The 22,737-nt window shown below is 33.7% G+C and carries 23 protein-coding genes; 4 read left to right on the top strand and 19 right to left on the bottom strand.

Going from position 1 to position 22,737, the window contains the following annotated elements:
• Window positions 1-78: 78 nt before the first annotated feature.
• On the top strand, window positions 79-783 hold the full coding sequence (locus tag FN795_RS12350) for a Crp/Fnr family transcriptional regulator (protein WP_142450876.1): 705 nt from the start codon (window positions 79-81) through the stop codon (window positions 781-783).
• 100 nt (window positions 784-883) lie between these two features.
• Here FN795_RS12350 and FN795_RS12345 read toward each other — a convergent pair whose 3' ends face one another.
• The 12 genes from FN795_RS12345 to nirB form a co-directional block, all read right to left on the bottom strand.
• Complete coding sequence (locus tag FN795_RS12345; protein ID WP_142450875.1) at window positions 884-1,504, bottom strand: class I SAM-dependent methyltransferase; 621 nt, start codon at window positions 1,502-1,504, stop codon at window positions 884-886.
• Between the two features lie 5 nt (window positions 1,505-1,509).
• Window positions 1,510-2,223 carry an exonuclease/endonuclease/phosphatase family protein gene (locus FN795_RS12340; RefSeq protein ID WP_142450874.1) on the bottom strand — a complete coding sequence of 238 codons (714 nt, stop codon included), beginning with the start codon at window positions 2,221-2,223 and terminating at the stop codon, window positions 1,510-1,512.
• A 37-nt stretch (window positions 2,224-2,260) separates the two neighbouring features.
• Window positions 2,261-2,794 (bottom strand): hypothetical protein, encoded by a 534-nt coding sequence (locus FN795_RS12335; protein ID WP_142450873.1) that lies wholly within the window; start codon window positions 2,792-2,794, stop codon window positions 2,261-2,263.
• Window positions 2,795-2,940: 146 nt separating this feature from the next.
• Complete coding sequence (locus FN795_RS12330; RefSeq protein ID WP_142450872.1) at window positions 2,941-3,306, bottom strand: hypothetical protein; 366 nt, start codon at window positions 3,304-3,306, stop codon at window positions 2,941-2,943.
• A gap of 138 nt (window positions 3,307-3,444) precedes the next feature.
• Window positions 3,445-4,713, bottom strand: a complete 1,269-nt coding sequence (locus FN795_RS12325) for an alginate export family protein (RefSeq protein WP_142450871.1) — start codon at window positions 4,711-4,713, stop codon at window positions 3,445-3,447.
• A 78-nt stretch (window positions 4,714-4,791) separates the two neighbouring features.
• Complete coding sequence (locus tag FN795_RS12320; protein WP_142450870.1) at window positions 4,792-6,270, bottom strand: MFS transporter; 1,479 nt, start codon at window positions 6,268-6,270, stop codon at window positions 4,792-4,794.
• A gap of 107 nt (window positions 6,271-6,377) precedes the next feature.
• A complete protein-coding gene (locus FN795_RS12315; protein ID WP_142450869.1) occupies window positions 6,378-6,785 on the bottom strand; it encodes a hypothetical protein in 408 nt (135 codons plus the stop codon).
• Window positions 6,786-6,792: 7 nt separating this feature from the next.
• Complete coding sequence (locus tag FN795_RS12310) at window positions 6,793-7,452, bottom strand: response regulator transcription factor (protein ID WP_142450868.1); 660 nt, start codon at window positions 7,450-7,452, stop codon at window positions 6,793-6,795.
• A 387-nt stretch (window positions 7,453-7,839) separates the two neighbouring features.
• The gene (locus tag FN795_RS12305; protein ID WP_142450867.1) at window positions 7,840-9,651 is read right to left on the bottom strand and encodes a PAS domain-containing sensor histidine kinase; all 1,812 of its coding nucleotides are present in this window, start codon (window positions 9,649-9,651) and stop codon (window positions 7,840-7,842) included.
• A 7-nt stretch (window positions 9,652-9,658) separates the two neighbouring features.
• The gene (locus FN795_RS12300) at window positions 9,659-10,243 is read right to left on the bottom strand and encodes a DUF4202 domain-containing protein (protein ID WP_142450866.1); all 585 of its coding nucleotides are present in this window, start codon (window positions 10,241-10,243) and stop codon (window positions 9,659-9,661) included.
• Between the two features lie 147 nt (window positions 10,244-10,390).
• Window positions 10,391-10,768: a nitrite reductase small subunit NirD gene (gene nirD / locus FN795_RS12295; RefSeq protein WP_132988103.1), complete on the bottom strand. Its 378-nt coding sequence runs from the start codon at window positions 10,766-10,768 to the stop codon at window positions 10,391-10,393.
• Window positions 10,769-11,070: 302 nt separating this feature from the next.
• A complete protein-coding gene (nirB, locus tag FN795_RS12290) occupies window positions 11,071-13,584 on the bottom strand; it encodes a nitrite reductase large subunit NirB (RefSeq protein WP_142450865.1) in 2,514 nt (837 codons plus the stop codon).
• Window positions 13,585-13,852: 268 nt separating this feature from the next.
• Here nirB and FN795_RS12285 point away from each other — a divergent pair, with 268 nt between their 5' ends.
• On the top strand, window positions 13,853-14,626 hold the full coding sequence (locus FN795_RS12285) for an META domain-containing protein (protein WP_142450864.1): 774 nt from the start codon (window positions 13,853-13,855) through the stop codon (window positions 14,624-14,626).
• A 120-nt stretch (window positions 14,627-14,746) separates the two neighbouring features.
• Here the strand turns inward: FN795_RS12285 and FN795_RS12280 are convergent, their stop codons facing one another.
• Complete coding sequence (locus FN795_RS12280; RefSeq protein WP_142450863.1) at window positions 14,747-16,033, bottom strand: DUF2130 domain-containing protein; 1,287 nt, start codon at window positions 16,031-16,033, stop codon at window positions 14,747-14,749.
• Window positions 16,034-16,209: 176 nt separating this feature from the next.
• Entirely contained in the window at window positions 16,210-17,088 is an 879-nt protein-coding gene (locus FN795_RS12275) for a LysR family transcriptional regulator (RefSeq protein WP_142450862.1), read from the bottom strand.
• 202 nt (window positions 17,089-17,290) lie between these two features.
• On the opposite strand from FN795_RS12275, the gene FN795_RS12270 reads away from it, so the two are divergent.
• Complete coding sequence (locus FN795_RS12270; protein WP_142450861.1) at window positions 17,291-17,998, top strand: class I SAM-dependent methyltransferase; 708 nt, start codon at window positions 17,291-17,293, stop codon at window positions 17,996-17,998.
• A gap of 115 nt (window positions 17,999-18,113) precedes the next feature.
• On the opposite strand, the gene FN795_RS12265 is transcribed toward FN795_RS12270, so the two are convergent.
• The 5 genes from FN795_RS12265 to FN795_RS12245 form a co-directional block, all read right to left on the bottom strand.
• Complete coding sequence (locus tag FN795_RS12265) at window positions 18,114-18,572, bottom strand: DUF3291 domain-containing protein (RefSeq protein WP_142451297.1); 459 nt, start codon at window positions 18,570-18,572, stop codon at window positions 18,114-18,116.
• A gap of 60 nt (window positions 18,573-18,632) precedes the next feature.
• Entirely contained in the window at window positions 18,633-19,610 is a 978-nt protein-coding gene (locus tag FN795_RS12260; protein ID WP_142450860.1) for a zinc-dependent alcohol dehydrogenase family protein, read from the bottom strand.
• A gap of 8 nt (window positions 19,611-19,618) precedes the next feature.
• A complete protein-coding gene (locus tag FN795_RS12255) occupies window positions 19,619-19,897 on the bottom strand; it encodes a putative quinol monooxygenase (protein ID WP_142450859.1) in 279 nt (92 codons plus the stop codon).
• A gap of 2 nt (window positions 19,898-19,899) precedes the next feature.
• Window positions 19,900-20,505, bottom strand: coding sequence for an NAD(P)H-dependent oxidoreductase (locus tag FN795_RS12250; protein ID WP_142450858.1), 606 nt, complete (start codon window positions 20,503-20,505; stop codon window positions 19,900-19,902).
• 281 nt (window positions 20,506-20,786) lie between these two features.
• Window positions 20,787-21,773 (bottom strand): aldo/keto reductase, encoded by a 987-nt coding sequence (locus tag FN795_RS12245; protein ID WP_142450857.1) that lies wholly within the window; start codon window positions 21,771-21,773, stop codon window positions 20,787-20,789.
• Window positions 21,774-21,891: 118 nt separating this feature from the next.
• Between FN795_RS12245 and FN795_RS12240 the strand changes: the two genes are divergently transcribed.
• Window positions 21,892-22,737: an AraC family transcriptional regulator gene (locus tag FN795_RS12240; protein WP_142450856.1), complete on the top strand. Its 846-nt coding sequence runs from the start codon at window positions 21,892-21,894 to the stop codon at window positions 22,735-22,737.

The raw sequence follows: 22,737 nt of genomic DNA, 5'->3' as shown, positions 1-22,737 counted from the left end.
TTTAATTTTATTTTTATTATTTTTGATGAAAAGAAATGAGGAACAACAAATACGTTTAATGCTGAAAAAATGGAACTCATGAAAGAAGAACAATCTATTTGTTATAATTGTGCCAATGAAAATTGTTTCATTAAAAAACATTTGCATTTAGAGCAAATGAACCAATATGTCTCGAAGAAACATAGTTTTGTCTGCAAAAAATCGCAACAGTTTATTACAGAAGGCGCGCCGTTGCAAGGACTTTATTTTGTTTGTTCAGGAAAAGTAAAAACGGTAAAAACGGGAATTAACGGACGTGAGCAAATTGTACGTTTGACTACAAATGGCGACACTATTGGTTTCCGCGGATTCGGAACGAGCAAACGTTATTTGATTGGTGCGTATGCTTTGGAAGATACTGTTTTGTGCAATTTCAGCAACGAAACCATGATGGAAATTTTACAGCATGTTCCTGAATTTACTTATGCTTTAATGCTGTTTTATGCAGAAGAATTAAACAAAAGCGAAAACAATATCCGAAAGATTGCGCACATGAATGTTCGAGAACGTGTAATTGATTTACTGCTTTATATTCATCGTAAATTTGGACAGGTAAATGGTTTGATTGATATTGAGCTTTCGCGAAAGGAAATAGCAGATTTTGCCGGAACTACAGAAGAACAGGCGATTCGTATTTTGTCAAGCCTTAAAAAAGAAGCTCTGATTAAAACGGAAGGAAAACGTGTTGGGATTTTGGAAGTTTCAACCTTGCGAGCTGAAATTATGGAGCACAAGTATTTTTAATCTAAGGTTCTAAGTTCCTAAGATTCTAAGATACTAAGGTTTCTTATTGTAGAGACGCACTGCAGTGCGTCTTTACCGCATGCGTCTCTACATCGTGTTTTTATTTTTTTCTTCCTATAAATCGAATTACTGAACCCGTTCCGTTATGGAATAAACCTTCGTTGAGTTCGATTTCTTTTTCTTCTAATTCGATGATTTCATAATTTGGAAAATCAGCTTTGATTTCCTCGATTGAAAAAAGAGATTCAATGTCTTTTGGTCCGCCAACTTTTTCATTTTTTGTTACATATTCCAAATGTTTTTTGCTGAAAGCTTCAAAAATAATAATGCCGCCTTTTTTTAAAAGTTCGTCAAGTTGTCTATGAATTTCGGATTTGATTGTTGCTGGAAAATGTGCGTAAATTAAAGCAATTGCATCAAATTGTTCGGTATGAAAGTCTAAAGTTTCTAATTCTCCAACTTGATAATCGATTGCAACATCATTGTTTTTTGCTAAACGAAGCGCTTTGTTTCTTCCTTCTTCACTAATGTCAAAAGCTGAAACTTCCCAGCCTAATTGTGCAGCGAAAACAGCATTTCGACCTTCGCCTTCGGCAGGAAAAAGAATAGCGCCGGGATTTAATTTTTCGATTTCTTCTTGTAAATAATTGTTTGGTGCTGTGCCGTATGCAAAATCTTCGGTTTTGTAACGGTCATCCCATCTTTGAGTCCAGTTGTTCATTTGGTTTATATATTGAAATTAATTATTAAAGGTTTGTGATCGCTGTACATTGTCCAATCTTTATAATTTCCGACTTCAACGCTTTCTAAAACTTCCATAAAATCATTTGAAACAAAACAATAATCCATATGATAAGGTTTGTTTTCGTGTCTATAAAGATATAAAGTTGGATGTTCTTCTTTGCCTTGAATTTGATTGAAGTAGTTGTGATAAGTGCTGAAAATGTTCTTTTCGGCTAATTTATTTACTACGGTTGTGTGATTGCCTTCACGACGTGGTTTGTCCCAAATTGTATTGCTGTTGAAATCGCCAATTAAAATGGTTTTGGTTTCTTTGATCAAATCTTCATAAAAATGAATCGCTTTCCAGATCTGAGTAACGTAAGCGTCATCTTTATCGCTGGGATTGTTTGCCCAAATTGCAAACAAAATAAAATCAACTTTTCCGCCAGTAACGGAAATTGGCAAAATATTTTTGAAATCGGGATTATGACAATCAAGCAATTGAAATCGATAATCGCTATAAGAGAAAACGCCAAGCCCTTTATGCGGATTTGTTCCGTACCAAAGAATGTCGTTTGGTGCTTTTATTTCATCTGGGAATTTTAGTTTTTCAGGATTTTCACATTCTGAAATTACAGCAATATCAGGATGGTAAGCGAGAATGAATGCTGCTTTTTTTCTGAATGCCATGTTGCAATTCCAGGCGATTAGTTTCATTTGAGTTTTTTTGATTGGATTCTTTTTACAATATAGATTAATTAAAAACCTTTCGTTCTTTCAAGACTCCATTTTGTTTTTCTTTGAATAATTTTTTTAAGTTCTGTCCTTTAGTTCCAGTCCATTTTTCATTTGAATTCTTAATTACAATATCAAATAAGTATTTTTGATGATAGAAGGATTTTTCATTTGCATTTTTTGAAATGTATAAAAGAACATTCTGATATTTTTCAAATTTAGGACGACCATAATGATCATAAACCACAAAAGTAATTGTGTCTGTTTTAAGTTTGTTGAACACATTTTTTATTACTTTATATTTTGCTTTAAAGGCGTTATCCATAACTATTTTTTTATGAATTATCTTTTCGCCTGTTAAGGAATCAATTTCAATTCGATCTGCATTATTTTCATTGGGATCAAATTCCTCTAATGAAATTTTTTCACCAATAAATGCATAAAGATTTATAGAATCATTTTCAATATAAAAATCGTTATTTGAAGCTATTTCTTTGGATTTACAGCAAGTTAAGAGAACAACTATTGCTAAAATAAAATAATTTCGATTCATGAAAAATGATTAGTATTTATAGATTGTAAGTTTTAATTGAAATTAAAAATACGAATAAGATTTTATAATTACAGATAAAAAAAACTGCCCTTTTTCAAATAAGAAAAAAGGACAGTTTATATCTTTTTTAAGATCTATTTTAAATCTTAACCAACAAGTCTTGTTTCACCACTATTTACATCAATTTCAGCAAAATTATGTTTTCCCATAACGATAAGCAGTTTATCTGAATTGTAACCAACATATCTAATTTCAGGTTGTCCTTTTTTTGGTTTTCCGCACACCGAAATCACATTGGTTTGCCATTTCAATTTGCTTCTTTTGTAAGCAGAGATTGTTTGTAAGTCATTCTCGACATAATAAACAATACTGTTTTTTTTGATTCCTCTTTTTTGCGTTTTGGCAAAATTTATTTCGGAATTATTAGAAATTAAGGCATCATTGTACTTTTGAGCGATGCCTGTTTGCGTGACAATAAATGTCAGCATTGACAGTTTTAGGAAAGGTTTCATTTTGATAGAATTTGGGGTTCGTAATCACTTCAAATATAAATAATTAAATCATATAACAAAATTTTAGTAAGACAAAAAAAAATCCCTTTTTCCGAAATAGGAAAAGGGGATTTTTTAGGAGTTAATTTTGAAGAAAAACTATTTTTTCCAGCTAAAAATTCTCGGATCTACAGAAATCATCAACCAAGCCCAATTGTTGGTATGATTTGCATCTCCGTTTTTGATGAATTCTAGAGTACTAGATCCAAACATTTGAGAATAACCTCCGGTAACGGTAATATTTTTTTTGAAATTATAGCCAAAAGTTGCATCAACCTCTGTTCCTAAATACGATTCTAATTTTTCATTTGCTGGCGTAACTACATCAGCGGCAGATAAAAATACATGTGGAATCAAAGCAAATTGCCATTTATTGACATTATAATTCAATTTGATAAAAGCATCTTGTAAACCAACATTATTCAGGTGATTTCCAACATAAAAATAATCCATGTAACCATTAAAACCGTGGTTGGTCCCAAAAATAGGATTGAACGATTTGATTACCGTACTTCCATCGTTTGAAGCTTTTCCGGACAAAAATTCGTAACCTAAACCAGCTTTGAAAGCATCTGTAATATTGTATCCAAAATTAGCTGCAGCATTCCATGCGCTTACTTGCAAATTGGTACTTTTTCCAGTTTGTCCGTAAAACCAAAAGTTAGTATCGATTTTACCTTTTTTATAAGTTAGGTAAGGTCCAAAAGTTTGTTTGTAATCAACTAATAATTTATTCGCAGGATTAGGATTAGGCGCATATTCATAACCTGTGTTTAGCAATAAAAAGCTTAAACCAAAAGCTTCGTTAACTTGATTATGATACCATGCATATTGTAACGCTTTATAACTAGCAACGGTATAAGGCGTTTGAAATGTATTTTCGGCAGTTGAATTGTACGCACCTCCAAAGTCTAACTTTTGAGTTTCGTTATGAAAGGAGACTGTCAACGCATCGTGACTTTGTGCTTGTTGTCCCCAATCTTGTTCTCCTAAAATACGTTGATTATCATATGAAAGTACTTGACGTCCCATTCTGGCGCTCCATTTATCAGTAAAATTATATTGTGCCCAAGCCTCAAAAACTGCAATGCCATTTTTGTCAGCAACAGCTGATGGAGTAACATCACCCCAAGTTCTTGTATTTTGTAAAGTCAGTTTTACAATTAAATCTTCTTGTTTATAGTTGAAATTTAATCGGGAACGCTGTGAAATTTGAGATGTGCCTTCCTGTCCGTAAGGTAACAAAGTTTTGTAACCGTTTCTGTATTCAAAGCGAGGCCTGATTTGCAGATTCACATCTAATTCCTGTGACTGCATTTCAAAGCTGATTCCCACAAGCAATAAAATGGCCAATTTTAGTTTATTCATGATTCATGGTTTTAATTGTGAGGCAAATTTATAAGATTATTTCCTTAGAAAATATGATTGAAATTATATTGTTGTGATTTATTGTGCATCTAATGCTAAAACTAATTCAGGTTGTTTCTTAGGTGCCATTTTAAGAATGGTGTAATGCATCCAAACAAGACAAACGGTGGAGAATATCAGAATAAAAATCCATGAGCTAGACCAGATTCCAGTTGCGGTCAATAAATATCCGAAGATAATTGGACCAAAGAATCCGCCTAAACCGCCAATCATTCCGACCATTCCGCCGACAACGCCAACTTCTGTTGGAAAATATTCCGGAATATGTTTGTAAACAGCCGCTTTTCCAATTCCCCAAGAAATCCCGATCAGAATAACTAAAACCAGAAATACCCACATATTAGCATCAAACTTAATAACGGTCACACCTTTTGCGATTAGTTCTTTTTTGGCCACGCTTTGATTGTGAGCTACAACCACATCCTGCCAGCTTGAAGTAGTTGGGAAAATGGCATTTTCAGCTGTACTGGCTGTTTTTTGTGCAATAGGATATTCTTTATCTCCAACTTTTACGGTTTTATCACTGATTTCATTTACAACACCTTTTTTAGCAGCTAGTATTCCCGGACCTGAAGTCATAATTTCCATTTTAGGAATCGATAAAAGTGCACTTAAAATTACTGAAGAACTCAAGACCCAATACATCACTTTTCGGGCACCAAATTTATCAGATAAATAACCTCCAAAAGCTCTAATAACACCAGAAGGCAGACTAAACATTGTAGCAAACAAACCACCCATAACCAAACTTGTTTGATACACGTTCATGAAATTTGGCAAAAGCCATTGTGAATAGGCTACAAAACATCCAAAAACTAAGAAGTAATACGCTCCAAAACGCCAAACTCTTTCTGATTTTAAAGGTGTCAACATTTGTGAAATAGTTTTACCATTGCTTTCTAATTTTTTATTTTGAGCGAAAATTAAAAAGGCAACGCCAATTACAACCAATGAAATAGCGTAAATAACAGGAAGTATTTTCCAGCCATTTTGCGGATCATCAATTGAAAAATGATTTAATAAAGAAGGCGCTAAAAAAGTGGTAATAGCAGCTCCGGCATTTCCCATTCCGAAGATTCCGAGTGCGCGTCCTTGCCATTCTTTTGGGTACCAGATTGAAGTGTAACCGATTCCTACTGCAAAACTGGTTCCGACCATTCCGAAGAAGAAACTAAGTACAGCAAACATGAAAAAACTGTCAGCATAAGGAAGGAGAAACAATGGAATTGAACTTAGTAATAATAATAGTGAGAAAACATATTTTCCGCCAAATTTATCAGTTAAGATCCCGATTGGCAGACGCATGATTGATCCGGTTAAAATTGGAATTCCAAGAAGCCATCCAACTTGAATAACATCCCAATGGAAAATTCCGTTATCGACCAAAAAGGTTACCAGAACCCCGTTTAATGTCCAGCAGGCAAAACACACTGTAAAAGCCAATGTGTTCAAAAATAAAATTTTGTGTGATTGCGATAGTGAGTTTGTATTTTTCATAGTACTTATATTTTTATGTAAAAGTAAGTACTAAAACTTAGTTAAAACCTGCTAAAACGCAGTTTTTGAAAAATAATTACGTATTTATACGTAATTATTAAAAGGTATTATTCTTTTATAATTGCCCACGTTGTCTCTAAAATAGTTTTTTCATATCCGAATTCTAAAATATGACCTTCATTGCTCTCAATTATTATCGAAGGAAGCATTACATTAAACTGAGGTTTATCACTTGGCATGATTTCAATTTTCTGATTTTTTTTATAACTTTTTGAGTTACATAAATCTAGAACACGAAATGTTTCTCCGCTTTCTGTTTTTACTATTGTAATAGAAGAGAATGCGAATGTACCACAAAGTGCTGGGGCAGGAGTATGGTCAATTACAAAAGCTTTTGTATTTGTTTTTAAGTGGAAATATTTCCAGTTTTTTCTAATTGAATCAGAATCATTTTGGGAATATATTTTTAAGCTAAAAATGAAAATTACTAGAATATATTTTAATTGATTTCGCATTGCAAGATTACAATAAGGAATACTCTGCCGCTTTATTAGAAAGTTCCATTAAGTTTTTTACTTTCAATTTTTTCATCAAATTAAAACGGTGTACTTCGGCGGTACGCTTGCTGATATCCAAAGCTTCAGCGATTTCTTTGTTTCCTTTTCCTGATAATAAAAGTGTAAGGATTTCTTTTTCTCTTTTGGTAATCATCATTTCTTCACCCAAAGTTTGTTTAGGTTCTAATGATGCAGAAGAATTTGTCAATTGACCAATTAAAATAGAAGAAATATCACCGCTGAAATATTTTCCGCCAGCAGAAACACTATGCAATGCTTTTAAGAATTCTTCTTTTGATGAACCTTTTAATAAATAACCGTCGGCTCCGGCTTTTATGGATTTTAAAACATATTCTTCTGATTCGTGCATCGAAAGCATGATGATTTTTACGTTGTTATTCTCGCTTCTAAGTTTTTCTACTACCTCGATACCAGTTAAGTTTGGCATACGGATATCTACTATAAGTAAATCGGGTTTTGTTTCTGTAACTACTTCCAGAGCATCTGCACCATCAATTGCTTCGCCCACAACCTCAATGTTTGCTTCGTTTTCCAGTAAAGATTTAATCCCATCTCTAACAAAAACATGGTCATCTGCCAGTACTACACGAATGATATTACTCATAGTTTACTTAATTTTGATTCTGAATTTTTACGTATATTCATCTATAAAGAAGACGCTAATATACGTACTTTTTTTATTTAAAATTCCAATTTTTTGAAATTTCAAATTCCAATATTAAAAAATCATTAGAAAAAAGTGCAATATCAATGACAATTGTAAAAATCAATTTCAATATTTAAATGTTAAATTTAACATGCAGTATTGTCAGGCTGAGCGAAGTCGAAACCCGCGCAAAGTAAATCGACAATCTTTGTAGAACTACTTACGTGGGTTTCGACTTCGCTCAGCCTGACAAACTTTACATTTCACAAACATTGTCAAAGTTTGAAATTTAACATGTTTCTAACTGTAAAGTGTTTGGAATTTGGAATTTAAATATTGGAATTTCTATTTAAGAATCGGAATATTAAAAGTAATTCTGGTTCCTTCGCCTGGAATGGAATTCATGAAAACACGCCCGTTGATGTATTGGATTCTTTCTTTCATAAATAAAAGTCCCATTCCGGATTCGCTGTTGCGTTTTTTGTCGACTGAATTGACGTCGAAACCTTTTCCGTTATCGTCGACAATAATACTTAATAAAGTTTCACTGTGCGAAAGCTGTACAATAATATGCGACGATTCGGCATATTTTATGGCGTTGTTGATGGCTTCTTGAGTTAGTCGATAAATGTTTATTTCGATTAGGGAATCTAAACGCTGATCGAAATCGGTTTTATTGTAAAATAGAATTTCTTTTCCGGTAAGTTTTGAAAGTTCCTGTGTAAGTTTTGCTAAAGAAGAAACGATTCCGTGATCGCTTAATTCTGGTGGCATTAGGTTGAAAGTTGCTGTGCGGACGCCTTTGATTATATCTAATGAAAGTTTCTTTAAATACTCAATTTTTTGCTCTGATTTTTCTCTGTCATCGAGATTGATGCTTTCTAAACTGAACTTTAAACCAGTAAGCATTTGACCAATTCCATCGTGAATTTCTTTGGCGATTCGGTTTTGTTCGTTTTCTTGATTTTCAACAATTTTGCTCGAAATAATCTTTTGCTGATTGATTTTTTCGGTTGTGTTTTCAAGATTTAAACGTTCGACTTCGCGTTGTGCTTTTTTGCGTTCCGTGATGTTGAAACAAACAATTAAAAGTTCCAGTTCGTCTTTTTTGATCATTACCGGAACCATCGACAAATCGAGCCAGATTTCTTTTTCTTCTTTATTTAGAATTTTGATTTCGCCTTGCCAGCCGCTGCGTTGTTTTTCGAAAATCAGACGATCAAAATTAACTTGTTCTTTTTCGTCTTCGGTAAGTACTTCGGAGAATTTTTTGTTAGATGAAAATTTAGTGTAATTGAGAAGTTTAGCAAATTTTTCTCCAATGTGAATGATGGAACCGTCTGGTGAAATTCGGCAATAAAGCAACGTATTTTCCATTGCATAATTGAGCGATTTCAATTCTTTTACTGAGTTTTCTTTGATTTCGCTGATAATTTCTGTGTCGTATGCCAGTTTTAGTGCTTTCTTTTCAGAAGATAAAAGCTGGGCAATTAACTTTTCGATTTTCTTGTTGGTTGGTTTGAAAATAAAGAAGAATTCCAGAAGAAGAACCAAAAGTGTAAAACCAAAAATCCAATATTCGATTTTGCGTTGTTCGGTTACTTTTTCGTGTGCTTCAAGATCGTATTGCGTAACAATCTGATTCATTTTCGAAAGGAAAGTTCCTTCGTTTTCCAAAATAATCTGAACCTTTTTTTGATTTTCAGATGTCGATTTTTTCTGTTGTAAATTCAGTAAAAATGAATCTGTAGTTTGTGCAATTTTATTGAAAATCGGATTGATTTCAAGATATAATTTAGAAAGTGTTTCTGATTTTTCTTTTGGAAAAGCTAAACTGTCATTTCCGTTTTCCAATGCATTTTGATTCTTTTTCCAAAGTTCTAAAACCTCTTTTAAATGCGAAGTTTTTTTGGCTGTAGCCGAATCAGAAACGTAATGTAAAATCAGAACTTCTTTGACAATTTTCTGACTCAGCATTCTTTGCTTGCCCGAAAAATTAATGATTTTAGAATCGCTTAATTGCTGATTCAGATTGTATTGTACTAAAAACTGACTGACAATTATTGTTAAGGCAATAGTAAGAAGCGCAAAAAAATACAGACGGCGTAAATTTTTGAAAGTGATTTTTTCTGCAGCTTCCTGATTGCTTTTCTTCATATCTTTTTTACAATCCTAAAGAAGCTTTTATTAGGTTTAAGTTTTCTTCAGAATAATTGATTTTTAAAGCTTCCTGATGTCCTTTGTCTGACATTTTATCCCAAGTTTTTTTGATGATGTTTTTTAGTTTTTCTTCGTCGTGTTTGTGAACGAATGGTTCTAAGTAATATTCTAAAAATACTAAACAAATAACATCTTCCAATAATTGGGTTTCAGCATCTTTTTTAAGTAATTTCTTTTCAATTAAAAAAGAAACGCGATCAATAAAAGTTTGATCATAACCTGCTTTTACCAGAATTTCTGCTGTGGTTTTAGCGTGGAATTTTTTCAATTCTTCTCTCCATTTCAAATAACCAACACGATCCATTGGGTAAGATTCACGAGCGACTTTCCAACGACATATATGTTGCGCTTTTGAAGCGATCTGAATTTCTTCTGATGCATTCGGCTCAAATTCCATCAGTCTTTTGTACATCCTGTCGGAATACAATAATTCTTTTGGATATTCTTTGTTTTGATCTAATTCGATGTTTGGGTCTTGAGCATTTTCAGCATCAATCCATTCGCTTGCTTTTTGAAAAGGTGTAGTCATTTTTTGGTTTGATAATAGAATTTCAAAGATACGGAATTAGTAAATATGTGAAATGTGAAATGTGAGTTGTAAAAAGTGAAAAATGAGAATATATGTTTCCGTACTAAAATCTATCTAACATTTTACTTTTAACATCTCACAATTTTTCTAATCTACAAATCCAACAAAAACTTCATCTTCAACAATCTTTACGGGATAAGTTGCAATGCTGTATTCTTCACCGTTTAGATTTGAACCGTCAACTAAAGAAAAAGTCTTTTTATGCATCGGACAGGCGATTTTTGGGATGTCATCTGCTGAACCTGTCATTCCTCTTGAAAGGACCATTTCCATTTTATGCGGACAAGCATTCTGGCAAGCATACCATTCGTTACGGCGAGTGAAATTGAAAATGGCGATTTGTTTGTTTTTGTATTTGATGCATCCGCCTCGATTGGTCGGGAAATCTTCAACTTTACCCGCTTTGAACCAAATTGTAGCATCGCTTGCGTGAACCGTTTCGTATTGATTTAAGATTTCTTCCATTTTGATTAAGTTTTGATTTCCTGTTTCTTAGCCCTCTTTTTACAATCAAGAGAGTTATGATGGCGCAGTAAAAAAGAGGGTAAGAAGGACAGCAAACGTTTAATGATTTTTTTTCTTTTTTTTGGAGCTTATTATTTTTTTAAACGCATAGAAACATAGATTTTTTTGTTTTTTGTTTGAGAAAAAGAAAATTAAAAGAAACTAGTTTCTAACACATAGCTATGTTTATTTATGCAAGTGAAACGCCTTTATTAAGTTTTTAAAATCTATGTCTCTACGTGTTTAAAAGTTTATGTTTTAAGTTACGACCAAGCTTTAGGCATTTTTTGATCTCTTAATGGTACAAAAGCAATATTGTCATCTTTCTCGTCTGAGTTCACAAAATGATTGAAACGTTTCAATAATCTTGGTTTTTCAAGAACTTGTTTCCATTCGCATTCGAAAGTATTTACCAAGGTTTGCATTTCAGCTTCTAATGTTTCGCAGATACCTAAACTATCTTCGATAATTACTTGTTTGAGATACTCTAAACCGCCGTCTAGTTTTTCTAACCAAGTTGAAGTTCTAATTAGCGGACCGGCAGTGCGGATATAATACATTAAAAATCTGTCCATGTATTTTATAACCGTTTCTTTATCTATTTTTTCAGCTAATAAAACCGCGTGTTTTGGATTTGCACCACCATTTCCTGCGATGTATAAATTCCACCCACCTTCAACGGCAATTAATCCGAAATCTTTTCCGCGTGCTTCGGCGCATTCGCGAATGCAGGCTGAAACGCCGCCTTTTAGTTTATGGGGAGAACGAATTCCTTTATATCTGTTTTCTAATTCTATTGCAAATCCAGCGCTGTCGTCCATTCCGTAACGACACCAAGCATTTCCAACACAGCTTTTTACGGCACGAAGTGATTTTCCGTAGGCGTGACCGCTTTCAAAACCATTTTCGATTAATATTTTCCAGATTTTTGGCAGGTCACTTAAATGCGCTCCGAACAAATCGACTCTTTGTGCTCCAGTAATTTTAGTGTATAAATCAAATTGTTTTGCCACTTCGCCAATTACAATTAGTTTTTCGGCAGTAATTTCACCTCCTGCGACTCTTGGAACAACAGAATAAGTTCCGTTTCGCTGAATATTGGCTAAAAACCTATCGTTTGTATCTTGTGTAGTTACGTGTTTGTTCGCCGTATCGTTGTAAATACTAGAGAAAATAGAAGCAACAACTGGTTTGCAAACTTCGCATCCGTCACCTTTTCCGTGATGATCCAGAACGTCATAGAAATTCTCGTATTTATTGATTTTTACCAAATCGAATAATTCCTGACGTGTGTAGCTGAAATGCTCGCAAATAACTTCTTTTACTTCTTTTCCTAAAGATTTCTGAGTTGCTTTTACCAAATCAGATACCATTGGTTTGCAACCTCCACAACCCGAAGTTGCTTTTGTTGCTTTGACAACATCTGAAAGTGAAGAACAGCTTTCGTCTAAAATTTTACAGCAAATAGCACCTTTAGTGACATTTTCGCAAGAACAGATTACAGCCGTATCTGGCAAATCCATTACGCTTCCTAAAGAAGAACCTTCAGAACCGTCGCGAGAACCCAAAATCAAATCTTCTGGATTTTTAGGCAACGCCATTTCATTGATATAAATCTGGAAAAGAGAATTGTAATCACTGGAATCTCCGACTAAAATTCCGCCTAATAATTTTTTAGAATCTTTTGTAACGTTGATTCTTTTATAAACACCGCTTAATTTATTCTCATAAATAATAGCAGTAACGTCATTGTTCTCAATAAAAGGATCACCAAAACTCGCAACTTCAACACCAATTAATTTCAATTGTGTTGACATATCGATGGTTTCTCTCATGGTTTTATCGCCATTTAAGATTTGCTCAGCGGCTACATCGGCCATTTCGTAACCTGGCGCAACAAGTCCGTAAATGTTGTGGTTGTAAAGCGCTGCTTCTCCAATCGCAAAAATAGAAGGATCTGATGTTCGCATCTGATTGTTTACCACAATTCCGCCTCGTACACCAACTTCAAGCCCTGAAACTCTTGCCAGTTCGTCGCGAGGTTTAATTCCGGCAGATATAACCAACATGTCTACTTTTAACAATTCGTCGTTTGCAAACATCATTCCCGTTATACTTTCCTTTCCATCAATATATTGCGTTGCTTTGTTAAGGTGAATTCCGATGTTTAATTCTTCAATTTTTGATTGAAGCATATCGCTCGCGCCTTGATCTAATTGTCTTGGCATCAAGCGTGGCGCAAATTCTACCACATGCGGATTCAATCCTAAATCTCTAACGGCTTTTGCAGCTTCAAGTCCTAATAAACCACCTCCTAAAACGGCTGCTTCAGTAGCTCCTTTTTGCTTTATTTTTTTGGCGTAAGCCATAATAGCATCCAGATCTTCGATAGTTCTGTACACAAAAACACCTTCTTTTTCGACACCTTCAATTGGCGGAACAAAAGCCGAAGAACCGGTTGCCAAAACTAAGTAGTCATACGTATGTGTTTTCCCTAAATGTGTATGTATTGTTTTTACATCACGATTAATATCTGTAATTAGCTCAGATGTATTTAGAATAATATTGTTTTCGGTATACCATTGGCTTGTGGAAAGTGATAAGTCATCAGCCGTTTTTCCTCCAAAGTATTCGCTTAAGTGGACACGATCATAAGCGCGTCTCGGTTCTTCTCCAAATACTGTGATTTGATACTTTTCTTGTCCTGATTTTGCAACAAACTTTTCGCAAAATTTATAACCAACCATGCCGTTTCCAACTACTATTACTTTAATCATGATTTCTTTAATTAAGTATTACTACGCAAATATAAGTATTTATACTTATAAAAATACGTAATATATTTATTTTTTTAAGTAGATGGAAGTTTTTTTTACTACGTATTTTGTCGTAATCTTTTACGTAGTGCGGGTTTTGAATGATTTTTGAGTGATTTAGTTTTTTTAAATTTGAAAGGATTCTAAATAAGCGTTTCAAAAAAATGTCGTAAATTCATAAGAATTTTACCAATGTTTTATAAAAGAATATTTTTTAAACTAAAATCTCATGAAAAAAATACTTTCAATATTGTTGTTATCAGTCTTTATGATAGGCTGTAAAACAACTGCAAACAAAGAATCTGGCACGACATCTTCTGTAAGTTCTACCGAAGAAGATTTAAAATATTACTTCAAAGGAACTGGAAACGAACCGTTTTGGGGAATTAAAATAGGAAATGAGGAAATTGTTTTTACGTCATTAATACCTGGAAAAGAAAAACTAGTTTTTCCAGCCGTTGAAGCGATTAAAGCTATGGATGCTAATGTAAAGATGTATAAAGTTAGTAATGAGTCTGTTTCGGCGACAATTACGATTCAGCAATTGGACTGTCAGGATTCAATGTCTGGAGCGATTTCGCCTTATAGTGTAAAAATTGAAATCAAAAATAATTCGGAATTAGAAACAAAAAAACTAAGTGGATGCGGAAAATACTTAACCGATTATCGACTTCATGATATTTGGGTTTTGGAAGAATTAAATGGATACAAAGTTTTTGCAACTGATTTTCAAAAGGAATTTCCAAGACTTGAGATTAATTCAACAGAAAACAGATTTTCTGGTTTTGGAGGCTGTAATTCGATAACGGGACAAATCTTTTATGAGAAAGATGTTTTGCGTTTCACTAAAGTGATTTCAACTTTAATGGCTTGTCCACAAGGAAATAAAGAAGGCGAATTTTTGAAAGCTTTACAGAGTACTACAACTTATTCCATTGGAAATAATCAATTGACTCTGTCTAATCCTTCTGGGAAATTAGCTGTTTTTAAGAAGGTGGATTGATTTTGTCATTTCGACCGAAGGGAGAAATCACACACGCTAATCGACAAAGATTGTAGATATTCTTTGTGGAGTTTCTTGTGTGATTTCTCCCTTCGGTCGAAATGACAATACTATGGTTAATTATTCGAACAATTCTTTAGTTCCTTCCTCTTCATCATTGCCTTCAATAAAATCCAATTCCAAAGCTTTTACACTTTGAACTGCATTTCCGGCAATGCCACGAATGGAGCCATACATTCCTAAAGTATTGTGAACCACTTTTTCAATTTGTTTTTCACGTTGTTTCCATATTCTTTGCATCGCTCTTTTTTCAGAATCTAAATCGCTTTGCATTTGAGTGAAGCCTTCTACGATTCCTTCTACTTGTAAACGGAATTCATTACTTGTTAGGAAATCATATAACATCGACATTTTATCGCCTTTGTTTTCTTGCGCCTGAACTGCCTGACTAACCTGAATCAATGATTGACGCAGAACAGCACTTAAGCCTTTAAATTCTTCATACGTACAAATCCAGATTCCGTCTCGCATTCCCATTCGTTCCATTCCGTTTGGCATAACTTCGGTAACCAGAACTCCAATATTTGCTCTTTTGGTTCTGATATCGTTTTTGAATTTTTCAATCCATGAAGGCTGAAACGCTTTTGTTCTCTTGCTTTCGTAATAAATAGAACCGCAGTTTTGATGTTCTCTTGTGTTTACAACTTGCAGACAGTCGGCGCCGTTTGCTCCTTTTTTAATTTCGTCAATACTATCAAGCGGAAAGTTGTTAGCCAGCCATTCTTCAATCGCTAATTCCATTACTTCACCTTGCAATTGCATTGAGCCTTGTTCTTGCTTGCGTTTCATTTCTTCAGTCAGCTTTTTTTGTTCTTCCAACTGTTTCTGAAGTTCTTTGAATTTTAGTTCGTTTTTATCATCTTCCTGTTTTCTGATTTTTTCACGTTCCAAACCTAATTGTACATTCAATTGTTTTTCAGCTTCAGCCTGAATCGCATCTTTCATTTCCAGTTTTTCGCGTTGCAATTTTGCGATTTCACCTTCCATTTTATTTAATTCTCTGATTTTTTCAGATTTCTCAGAGAGTTCTTTTTCCATCAATAACAAACGATCTTTGTTTTCTTCTTCTAATTTAGCTTTTAGTTTTTCGGATATTTCTTTTTCGGCTGTTTTTTTCTCGCGCTCTAAACGTTCAGCGAAAAGTTCATTTTCCTGTTTTTTCTTCGCTTCAAATTCCGTTTTGGCTTTTTCCAATTGTTCGTTTTTAAGCTCTAATTCACGGTTTTGAATATTTGCTTTTTGTTGAAATTCTTTACGGATACTATCTTCCAACTGATGTTTTAAAACATCATTTACATCGATAGGAGTTCCGCAGTTTGGACACTGAATTGAAGATTGTTCAGCCATTTTTATTGATTTTTATTGAGTGGGATTATAATTTGCTAAGGTATTTAAAACTTCTGTTTTTCTTATGTGGATTTCTGTACTAAATTGTAACGATTTTTTGTTATAGCCACGAATTCACGAATTATTATAAAAACTCTATGCATAGATTTTAAAAAATTAAATTCGTGAATTCGTGGCTATTCTTTTTTTAATAAAAAATCAACAGCAGATTGCGTGATTTCAGAATCATCATCCTTTGAAGTTATAATTGAAACATTTGTAAAAAGATTCACTTTCTTCAATTCAATAAAATCAATTTCAGGATCTTGATTATTCTTTGCAATATTCGAAGGAACAATCGAAATTCCTAATCCATTTTTGACTAATTGTACGATAGAATTGATATTATTCGCTTCGTGAATTATCTTCGGCGTAAAGCCATAAAAGGCGCAAAGTTCCAATAAAACTTCATGATAATGTGGCGCATAATCTTTATTAAAGAAAACAAATGTTTCGTCTTTCAATTTTAAAATCTCATTTTCCGATTTTATTTGAACAGATTTTTTATTGTAAACCAATGAAAATCCATCTTTAAACCATAAATGCGATTTTATTTTAGGAGACTGAATTGGTGATCTGATAATTCCCATTTCAATTTTTCCTTGTTCTAAGGCATCGATTTGCTTTGTTGTTGAAACCTCGAAAAGTTTAAAATTTACGTATGGAAATTGCGCTTTCAGATGTTTTATTAATTCTGAAATGACAGAAGAATAAATCGAACTGATATAAGCAATCCTGAATTCTCCTGAAACGTTTTCTGCTATCTTTTTTGTCTTTACAGAAATGCGTTCAAGATTTTGGAAAAGGTTTTTTACTTCTTTTTCAAAATATTTTCCGGCTTCGGTCAATTCTACTTTTTTATTGTTTCTGATGAAAAGCTTCGCCTGAAGTTCTTCTTCTAATTCTGCAATTTGTCGACTCAACGGAGGCTGGGAAATAAAGAGTTTTTCTGAAGCTTTAGTAAAGTTCAGTTCTTCGGCTACAGCCAGAAAATATTTTAGGTGACGCAATTCCATGATACCTTTTAAGTATTATTAATTGATAAAAATAGTATTTTTAAAGTATTTATGAAAAGAATAGTTTTGAAAAACAAAAAATAAGTCTCTCGCAGATAAAGCAGATTATTAATTTAGATAAAATCATCTAACCATAATATTTCCAATCCATAATAGCAAAAGATTAGCGAAATCTGCGAGAGATTAAAAAAAAACAAAGACTATGAAAAAATCAACTATTGCAGAAATAAAAGAACGATTTGACAATGATGTCGAGCGATTTTCAAATCTAGAAACAGGACAAGTGGCCACAATCGACGCAACTATTTCTTTGGAATTAATAACTGAAGCTTCAAGACGAATTGTTCCGAATGCTGCAACTATTTTAGATGTGGGCTGCGGAGCCGGAAATTATACTTTAAAAATGTTGTCTAAAGTGCCAGATTTAAATTGCACTTTGGTCGATTTGAGTTTACCAATGTTAAATCGTGCTTTTGAAAGAGTTTCGGCGGAAACAAATGGAAAAGTTGAAATAAGACAGGGCGATATTCGAGAAGTGGAATTAAAAGAAAATAGTTTTGATATTATTTTGGCAGGTGCAGTTTTGCATCATTTGAGAGATGATAACGATTGGGAAACAACTTTTATCAAATTGTTTAAATTATTGAAACCCGGAGGTTGTTTAATGATTTCGGATTTGATCACTCAAGACACAGAATTATTAAATGAATATACCTGGCAACGTTATGGCGAATATTTGGAAGGAATAGGAGGGGCTGATTATCGCCAGAAAGTTTTAGATTATATTGAAAAAGAAGATTCCCCAAGATCTATGAATTATCAATTGGATTTGATGAAAAAAGTAGGTTTTTCAAAAGTCGAAATTTTACACAAAAATATGTGTTTCGGGGCTTTTGGCGGAATAAAGTAATTTTTGTTCGCCACGAATTGCTTCGCCTGTTCGCTATCGCTCGGGTCACGAATTAATTTAAAATCGTTGTGCATAGATTTTCAAAAATAAATTCGTGAATTCGTGGCTATAAAAACTATGCGTGAACTGGCATCGGATATTTGTTTCGAAGATCGAAAACTAATTCTGATGGACCGTTTTGCTGAAGATAATCTAATTTTTCAACAGCTTCTTCCATCGTTGGAATATGTCCTTTTGGAATCCACCACATGGCTGTATGCGCTTTTCCGAATTTCTGAAACCATTCTTTTCTTCGCTTTAAAAATTCGCTGTGAAAAGTTTTGTACATATAATATTCCAAAGTTTCAATGCTTTCCCAAACTGATACATTGATGATAACTTGCTCATCATTATATGGATTCAGGCTTGTGGCATTATAACTATCGTCTTTTAATCTCCAGATAAAACCTTCGCTGTTTTCGGCTAAAGTATTTACTAAATCTAAATTGTCTACAAATTCTTTCATGATTGGGTCGTTGATATCGACTCCTTTCATTTTCGCAATATTAATTTCGGCAAGATGGTAACTGCTCATTTTTATATTTTTCTGAATATGAAGCAATTTAGCTTTTTTCTGAATAATTATTTCGGACAATTACGTTATATCTATAACAATTTTTCCAATAGCAGAATTGTCACTAACAGCTTTGTGCGCTTCCATTGCATTATCTAAAGTGAATGTTCTAGGATCAATTAGTGGTTTTAGTTTTCCTTCTTCAATAAATTTCGTTGTTTCTTTTAAAATATCACCATGATGTTTTCTTCCTTCGTTGCCAATCATTGGACGTAAAACAAAAACACCGTGAATACTTGCATTGCGAAGTGAACTTGTTGCTAAAGTATGAGTTCCAAAAGCATAACAACTACTGATTTGTCCGTAATGACGAATGGCTTTTAACGAATCATCGAATGCTTGACCGCCAATAGTATCGTAAATAATATCAAATCCTTTTCCGTTTGTGTATTGATTTACATAATCATCAACTGTTGTGTTTTTATCAATTGGAATTGCTCCGTATGATTTTACTATTTCTGCTTTTTGAGAAGAAACGGTTGCGTATACATCGGCACCAAAAATTTTTGCAAGTTGCACTACCATGTGTCCAACGCCGCCTGCGCCCGCGTGAACCAAAACTTTGTCACCTTTTTGAACTTTTGCTCTATCAATTAAACCTTCCCAGGCTGTAAGTAACACTAACGGAATTCCCGCGGCTTCTTTCATGCTTAGGTTTTTTGGTTTTATGGCCAATAAGTCGGCATCAACAGCGGTATATTCGGCTAAAGTTCCCTGAAGACCTAAAACACCTCCTGCAAGTCCGTAAACTTCGTCACCGACTTTAAAAACGGTTACGTCTTCGCCAATTTCTTCAATTACTCCAGCAAGGTCGGTGCCTAATATAGCTGGTAAAACAGGTGAAGCATAAGGAGAAAGTCCTAATCTTATTTTATTGTCAATTGGATTTACGCCGCTTGCATGTATTTTAACTAAAACTTCTCCTTTTTTAGGAGTAGGTTTTGCTATTTCGGTTTTTACGAACTCAGATTCGTATGTATTTGTAAATAATGCTTTCATATATTTAATTATAAAATTTGTGCTGTCTTGTAAACCTGAATAGGAGCAGAAACAAAATTTTCGCTTTTGCTGATAAAATCCTGTAAATGCGATTGATTGTTGTGAAGATCTAAGCCAGTTTGATCTTTCCATTCTTCCCAGATTATAAAAACGTTTTCAGATTGATGAAGATCATAACGCACACAAGCTGCTTCTTTTCTAGTTTCGACAACCAAGTCGTTCAATAAACTTTGAAGTTGTTGAATATTCTCTTTTTTACTTTTAATGATTGCGGTAATTGATATCATAATTATAAAGTTTTAAAGGTTTCTTCTAAGTGTTTGGTATACTGTTCTTTAAAGGTAATAATATTTTCTGGTGTTGCGCCTTTTTCAACATCATGAAAATGAAATCCGTTTACTTTTTCCATTCCAGTGAATTTATTCATTTTATGGAAACCGAACATTACGCCATCATCAACCGAAGTTTCTTCGAAGAATTCTCCCGGAAGTGTAAAAGCGGTTGCAGGTGCGTTCCAGCTTGTTGTAAGCATATATTTTCGTCCATGTAAAAGTCCGCCAGTTCCGTAGTTGATATCTGGATTTACTCGGCTTCTTCCATCGCTTTTGTAGATTCCGTTGTTGTGTCCTTGCGTAAAAACATCATCAATGTATTTTTTGAAAAGATTCGGGATTTGAAACCACCAAACCGGTGTATGGTAAATGATTAAATCTGCCCAAACGAATTTTTCAACTTCTTCCTGAAGATCGATTTTGCTTTCAATATGTGTTGTTTTGATTTCGTAATTTGTGTTTTTTGAAAGAAATTCAACTGTCCAGTCCTGAACTGTTTGATTGAATTTTCCACCTGAATGAGCAAATTTTTGTCCGCCGTTAATTATAAATATCTTTTTCATTTTACTTTTTTGTTCTGATGAATTCAGGATGTGTGAGGGATAGTAGAGGAAATCCTTTTGTGTCTCGTTTTTTAACGAGATACAAAAGATTGCAAAGGATAGCCCGATTCGCCGCGGCGAACACACCCAAATTCTAATTATTTAATTTTTTGAGATTTTTTTGAAACACATAGAAACATAGTTCTCGGAATGACAAGATTGCGCTGAATATGTTAGGTAATGGAGGTGAAACACCTTTTGTGCGCAATAAGAACTATGTCTCTATGTATTTAAAAAGAGAATTATTTTATTTTTGAAATCGCCTGATTGATAAATTCCAATTCTGAAGCTGATAAATCGAAATCCATTGTTTTAGCGTTTGAAATAGCTTGTTCTGCGTTTCTTGCGCCGGCTAAAACTATTGCAATTCCTTTTTGTAATGTTGTCCAGCGAAGCACTAATTGCGAAATCGAAATGTGTTTTGCGTTTGCCAAAGAACTTAATTCTTCGATTAAAGTTTTTACTTTTTGAAGATCGAATTGTCCGAAATACCCATTTCTGTGATCGTTTTCTTTTAGTTTGCTGTCTGTGAAGTATTTCCCGGTTAACAAACCTCTTTCCATTGGGCTGTAAGCAATAATTCCGATGTTTTCTGCTACGGTAAACGGAATTAAATCGGTTTCAATTTTACGATTTAACATGCTGTATGCAACCTGATTTGATGAAATTTGAACTGTTTTTTGTGCTTCCTGAATTTGCGGAATGCTATAATTACTTACACCAAAAGCTCTGATTTTTCCTTGTTGAATTAAAGTTTCAACAGCTTCCATAGTTTCAGAAATTGGAGTAGTGGAGTCTGGCCAGTGAATTTGCAGTAAATCGATATAATCTGTTTGAAGGCGTTTTAAGCTTTCTTCAACTTCTTTAATTACGTTTGCTTTTGAAGAATATTTGTAAATCGGAAGTTTTTTTCCGTTATCATCGGCGTCGAAAAAGAAATCGCCTTTTCCGTTATTGCTTCCGTCCCAAACTAAACCAAATTTAGTAAGTAATTGAATTTTTGAACGATCCTGACCCTTAATTGCTTCACCAATCATTTCTTCGCTTAAACCAAAACCATAAAAAGGAGCGGTATCGATTGTAGTAACACCGTGGTCGATTGATGCGTGAACTGAAGCGATTGAATCTGCTTTTTCATTTCCGCCCCACATATTTCCTCCAATGGCAAAAGCACCGTAAGTTATGGTTGATAATTGAAGTTCTGAATTGCCTAATTTTCTATATTCCATAATGTTGTATTTTTAAATCTTAAATTTCACTTGGCAAAATTATACCATTTTTAAGAGTATAAACTTGTATATATTTGTCTTTTTTATGTAAATTTGCAACTTCAAATAATTTAGACTTATGAAAAAAGAAAATTTATACGAACCGTTTACCGTTTCCTTTGAAACTTTAGATGAATATCCGGATGTTGGAGATCGTCATAATTTTTTTGAATTGGTTTATATTTTAAATGGGACGGGAACGCAGTGCATCAACAAAAATATTTTTGAATATGATGCCGGACATATGTTTTTATTAACTCCGGAGGATTGTCACAATTTTACGATTGAGACCAAAACGAAGTTTTTCTTTTTAAGGTTTAATGATATTTATTTGAAGAATTCCAGTTTACAGAATGAAAATATTCAGCGATTGGAATATATTCTGCAAAATGCAAATCATCAGCCAGGTTGTATTTTAAAAAATGACGCCGATAAATGTTTGGTGAAAGTGATGGTGGAAGCGATTTGCCGTGAACATCAGGATAAAGATGTTTACAATCAGGAGTTGATTCAGCAATTAGTAAATACACTTATCATTATTGTTGCCAGAAATATTGCAAAGTATTTGCCAGAACAGGTAAATGTGGGAACTGAAGCTAAAGCGATGGATATTTTGCAATATATTCAAACGAATATTTATTATCCGGAGAAGATTAAAGCGGAATCTATAAGTGATTATTTTGGAATTTCGAATACGTATTTAGGACGCTATTTTAAAAAACATGCTGATGAAACAATGCAACAATATATCAGTAATTATAAAACGAAACTGATTGAGCATCGTTTGCAGTTCAGCGATAAGCGCATTAATGAAATTGCGTATGAATTTGGTTTTACAGATGAAAGCCACTTTAATAAGTTTTTCAAGAAGCAAAAAGGAAATAGCCCTTCTGAGTTTAGAAAGACGATTCGAATTAGCGCCTAA

It is taken from the genome of Flavobacterium resistens (assembly GCF_900182645.1).
Classification (GTDB): domain Bacteria; phylum Bacteroidota; class Bacteroidia; order Flavobacteriales; family Flavobacteriaceae; genus Flavobacterium; species Flavobacterium resistens.
This window is presented reverse-complemented; position numbering and strand designations above follow the sequence as displayed.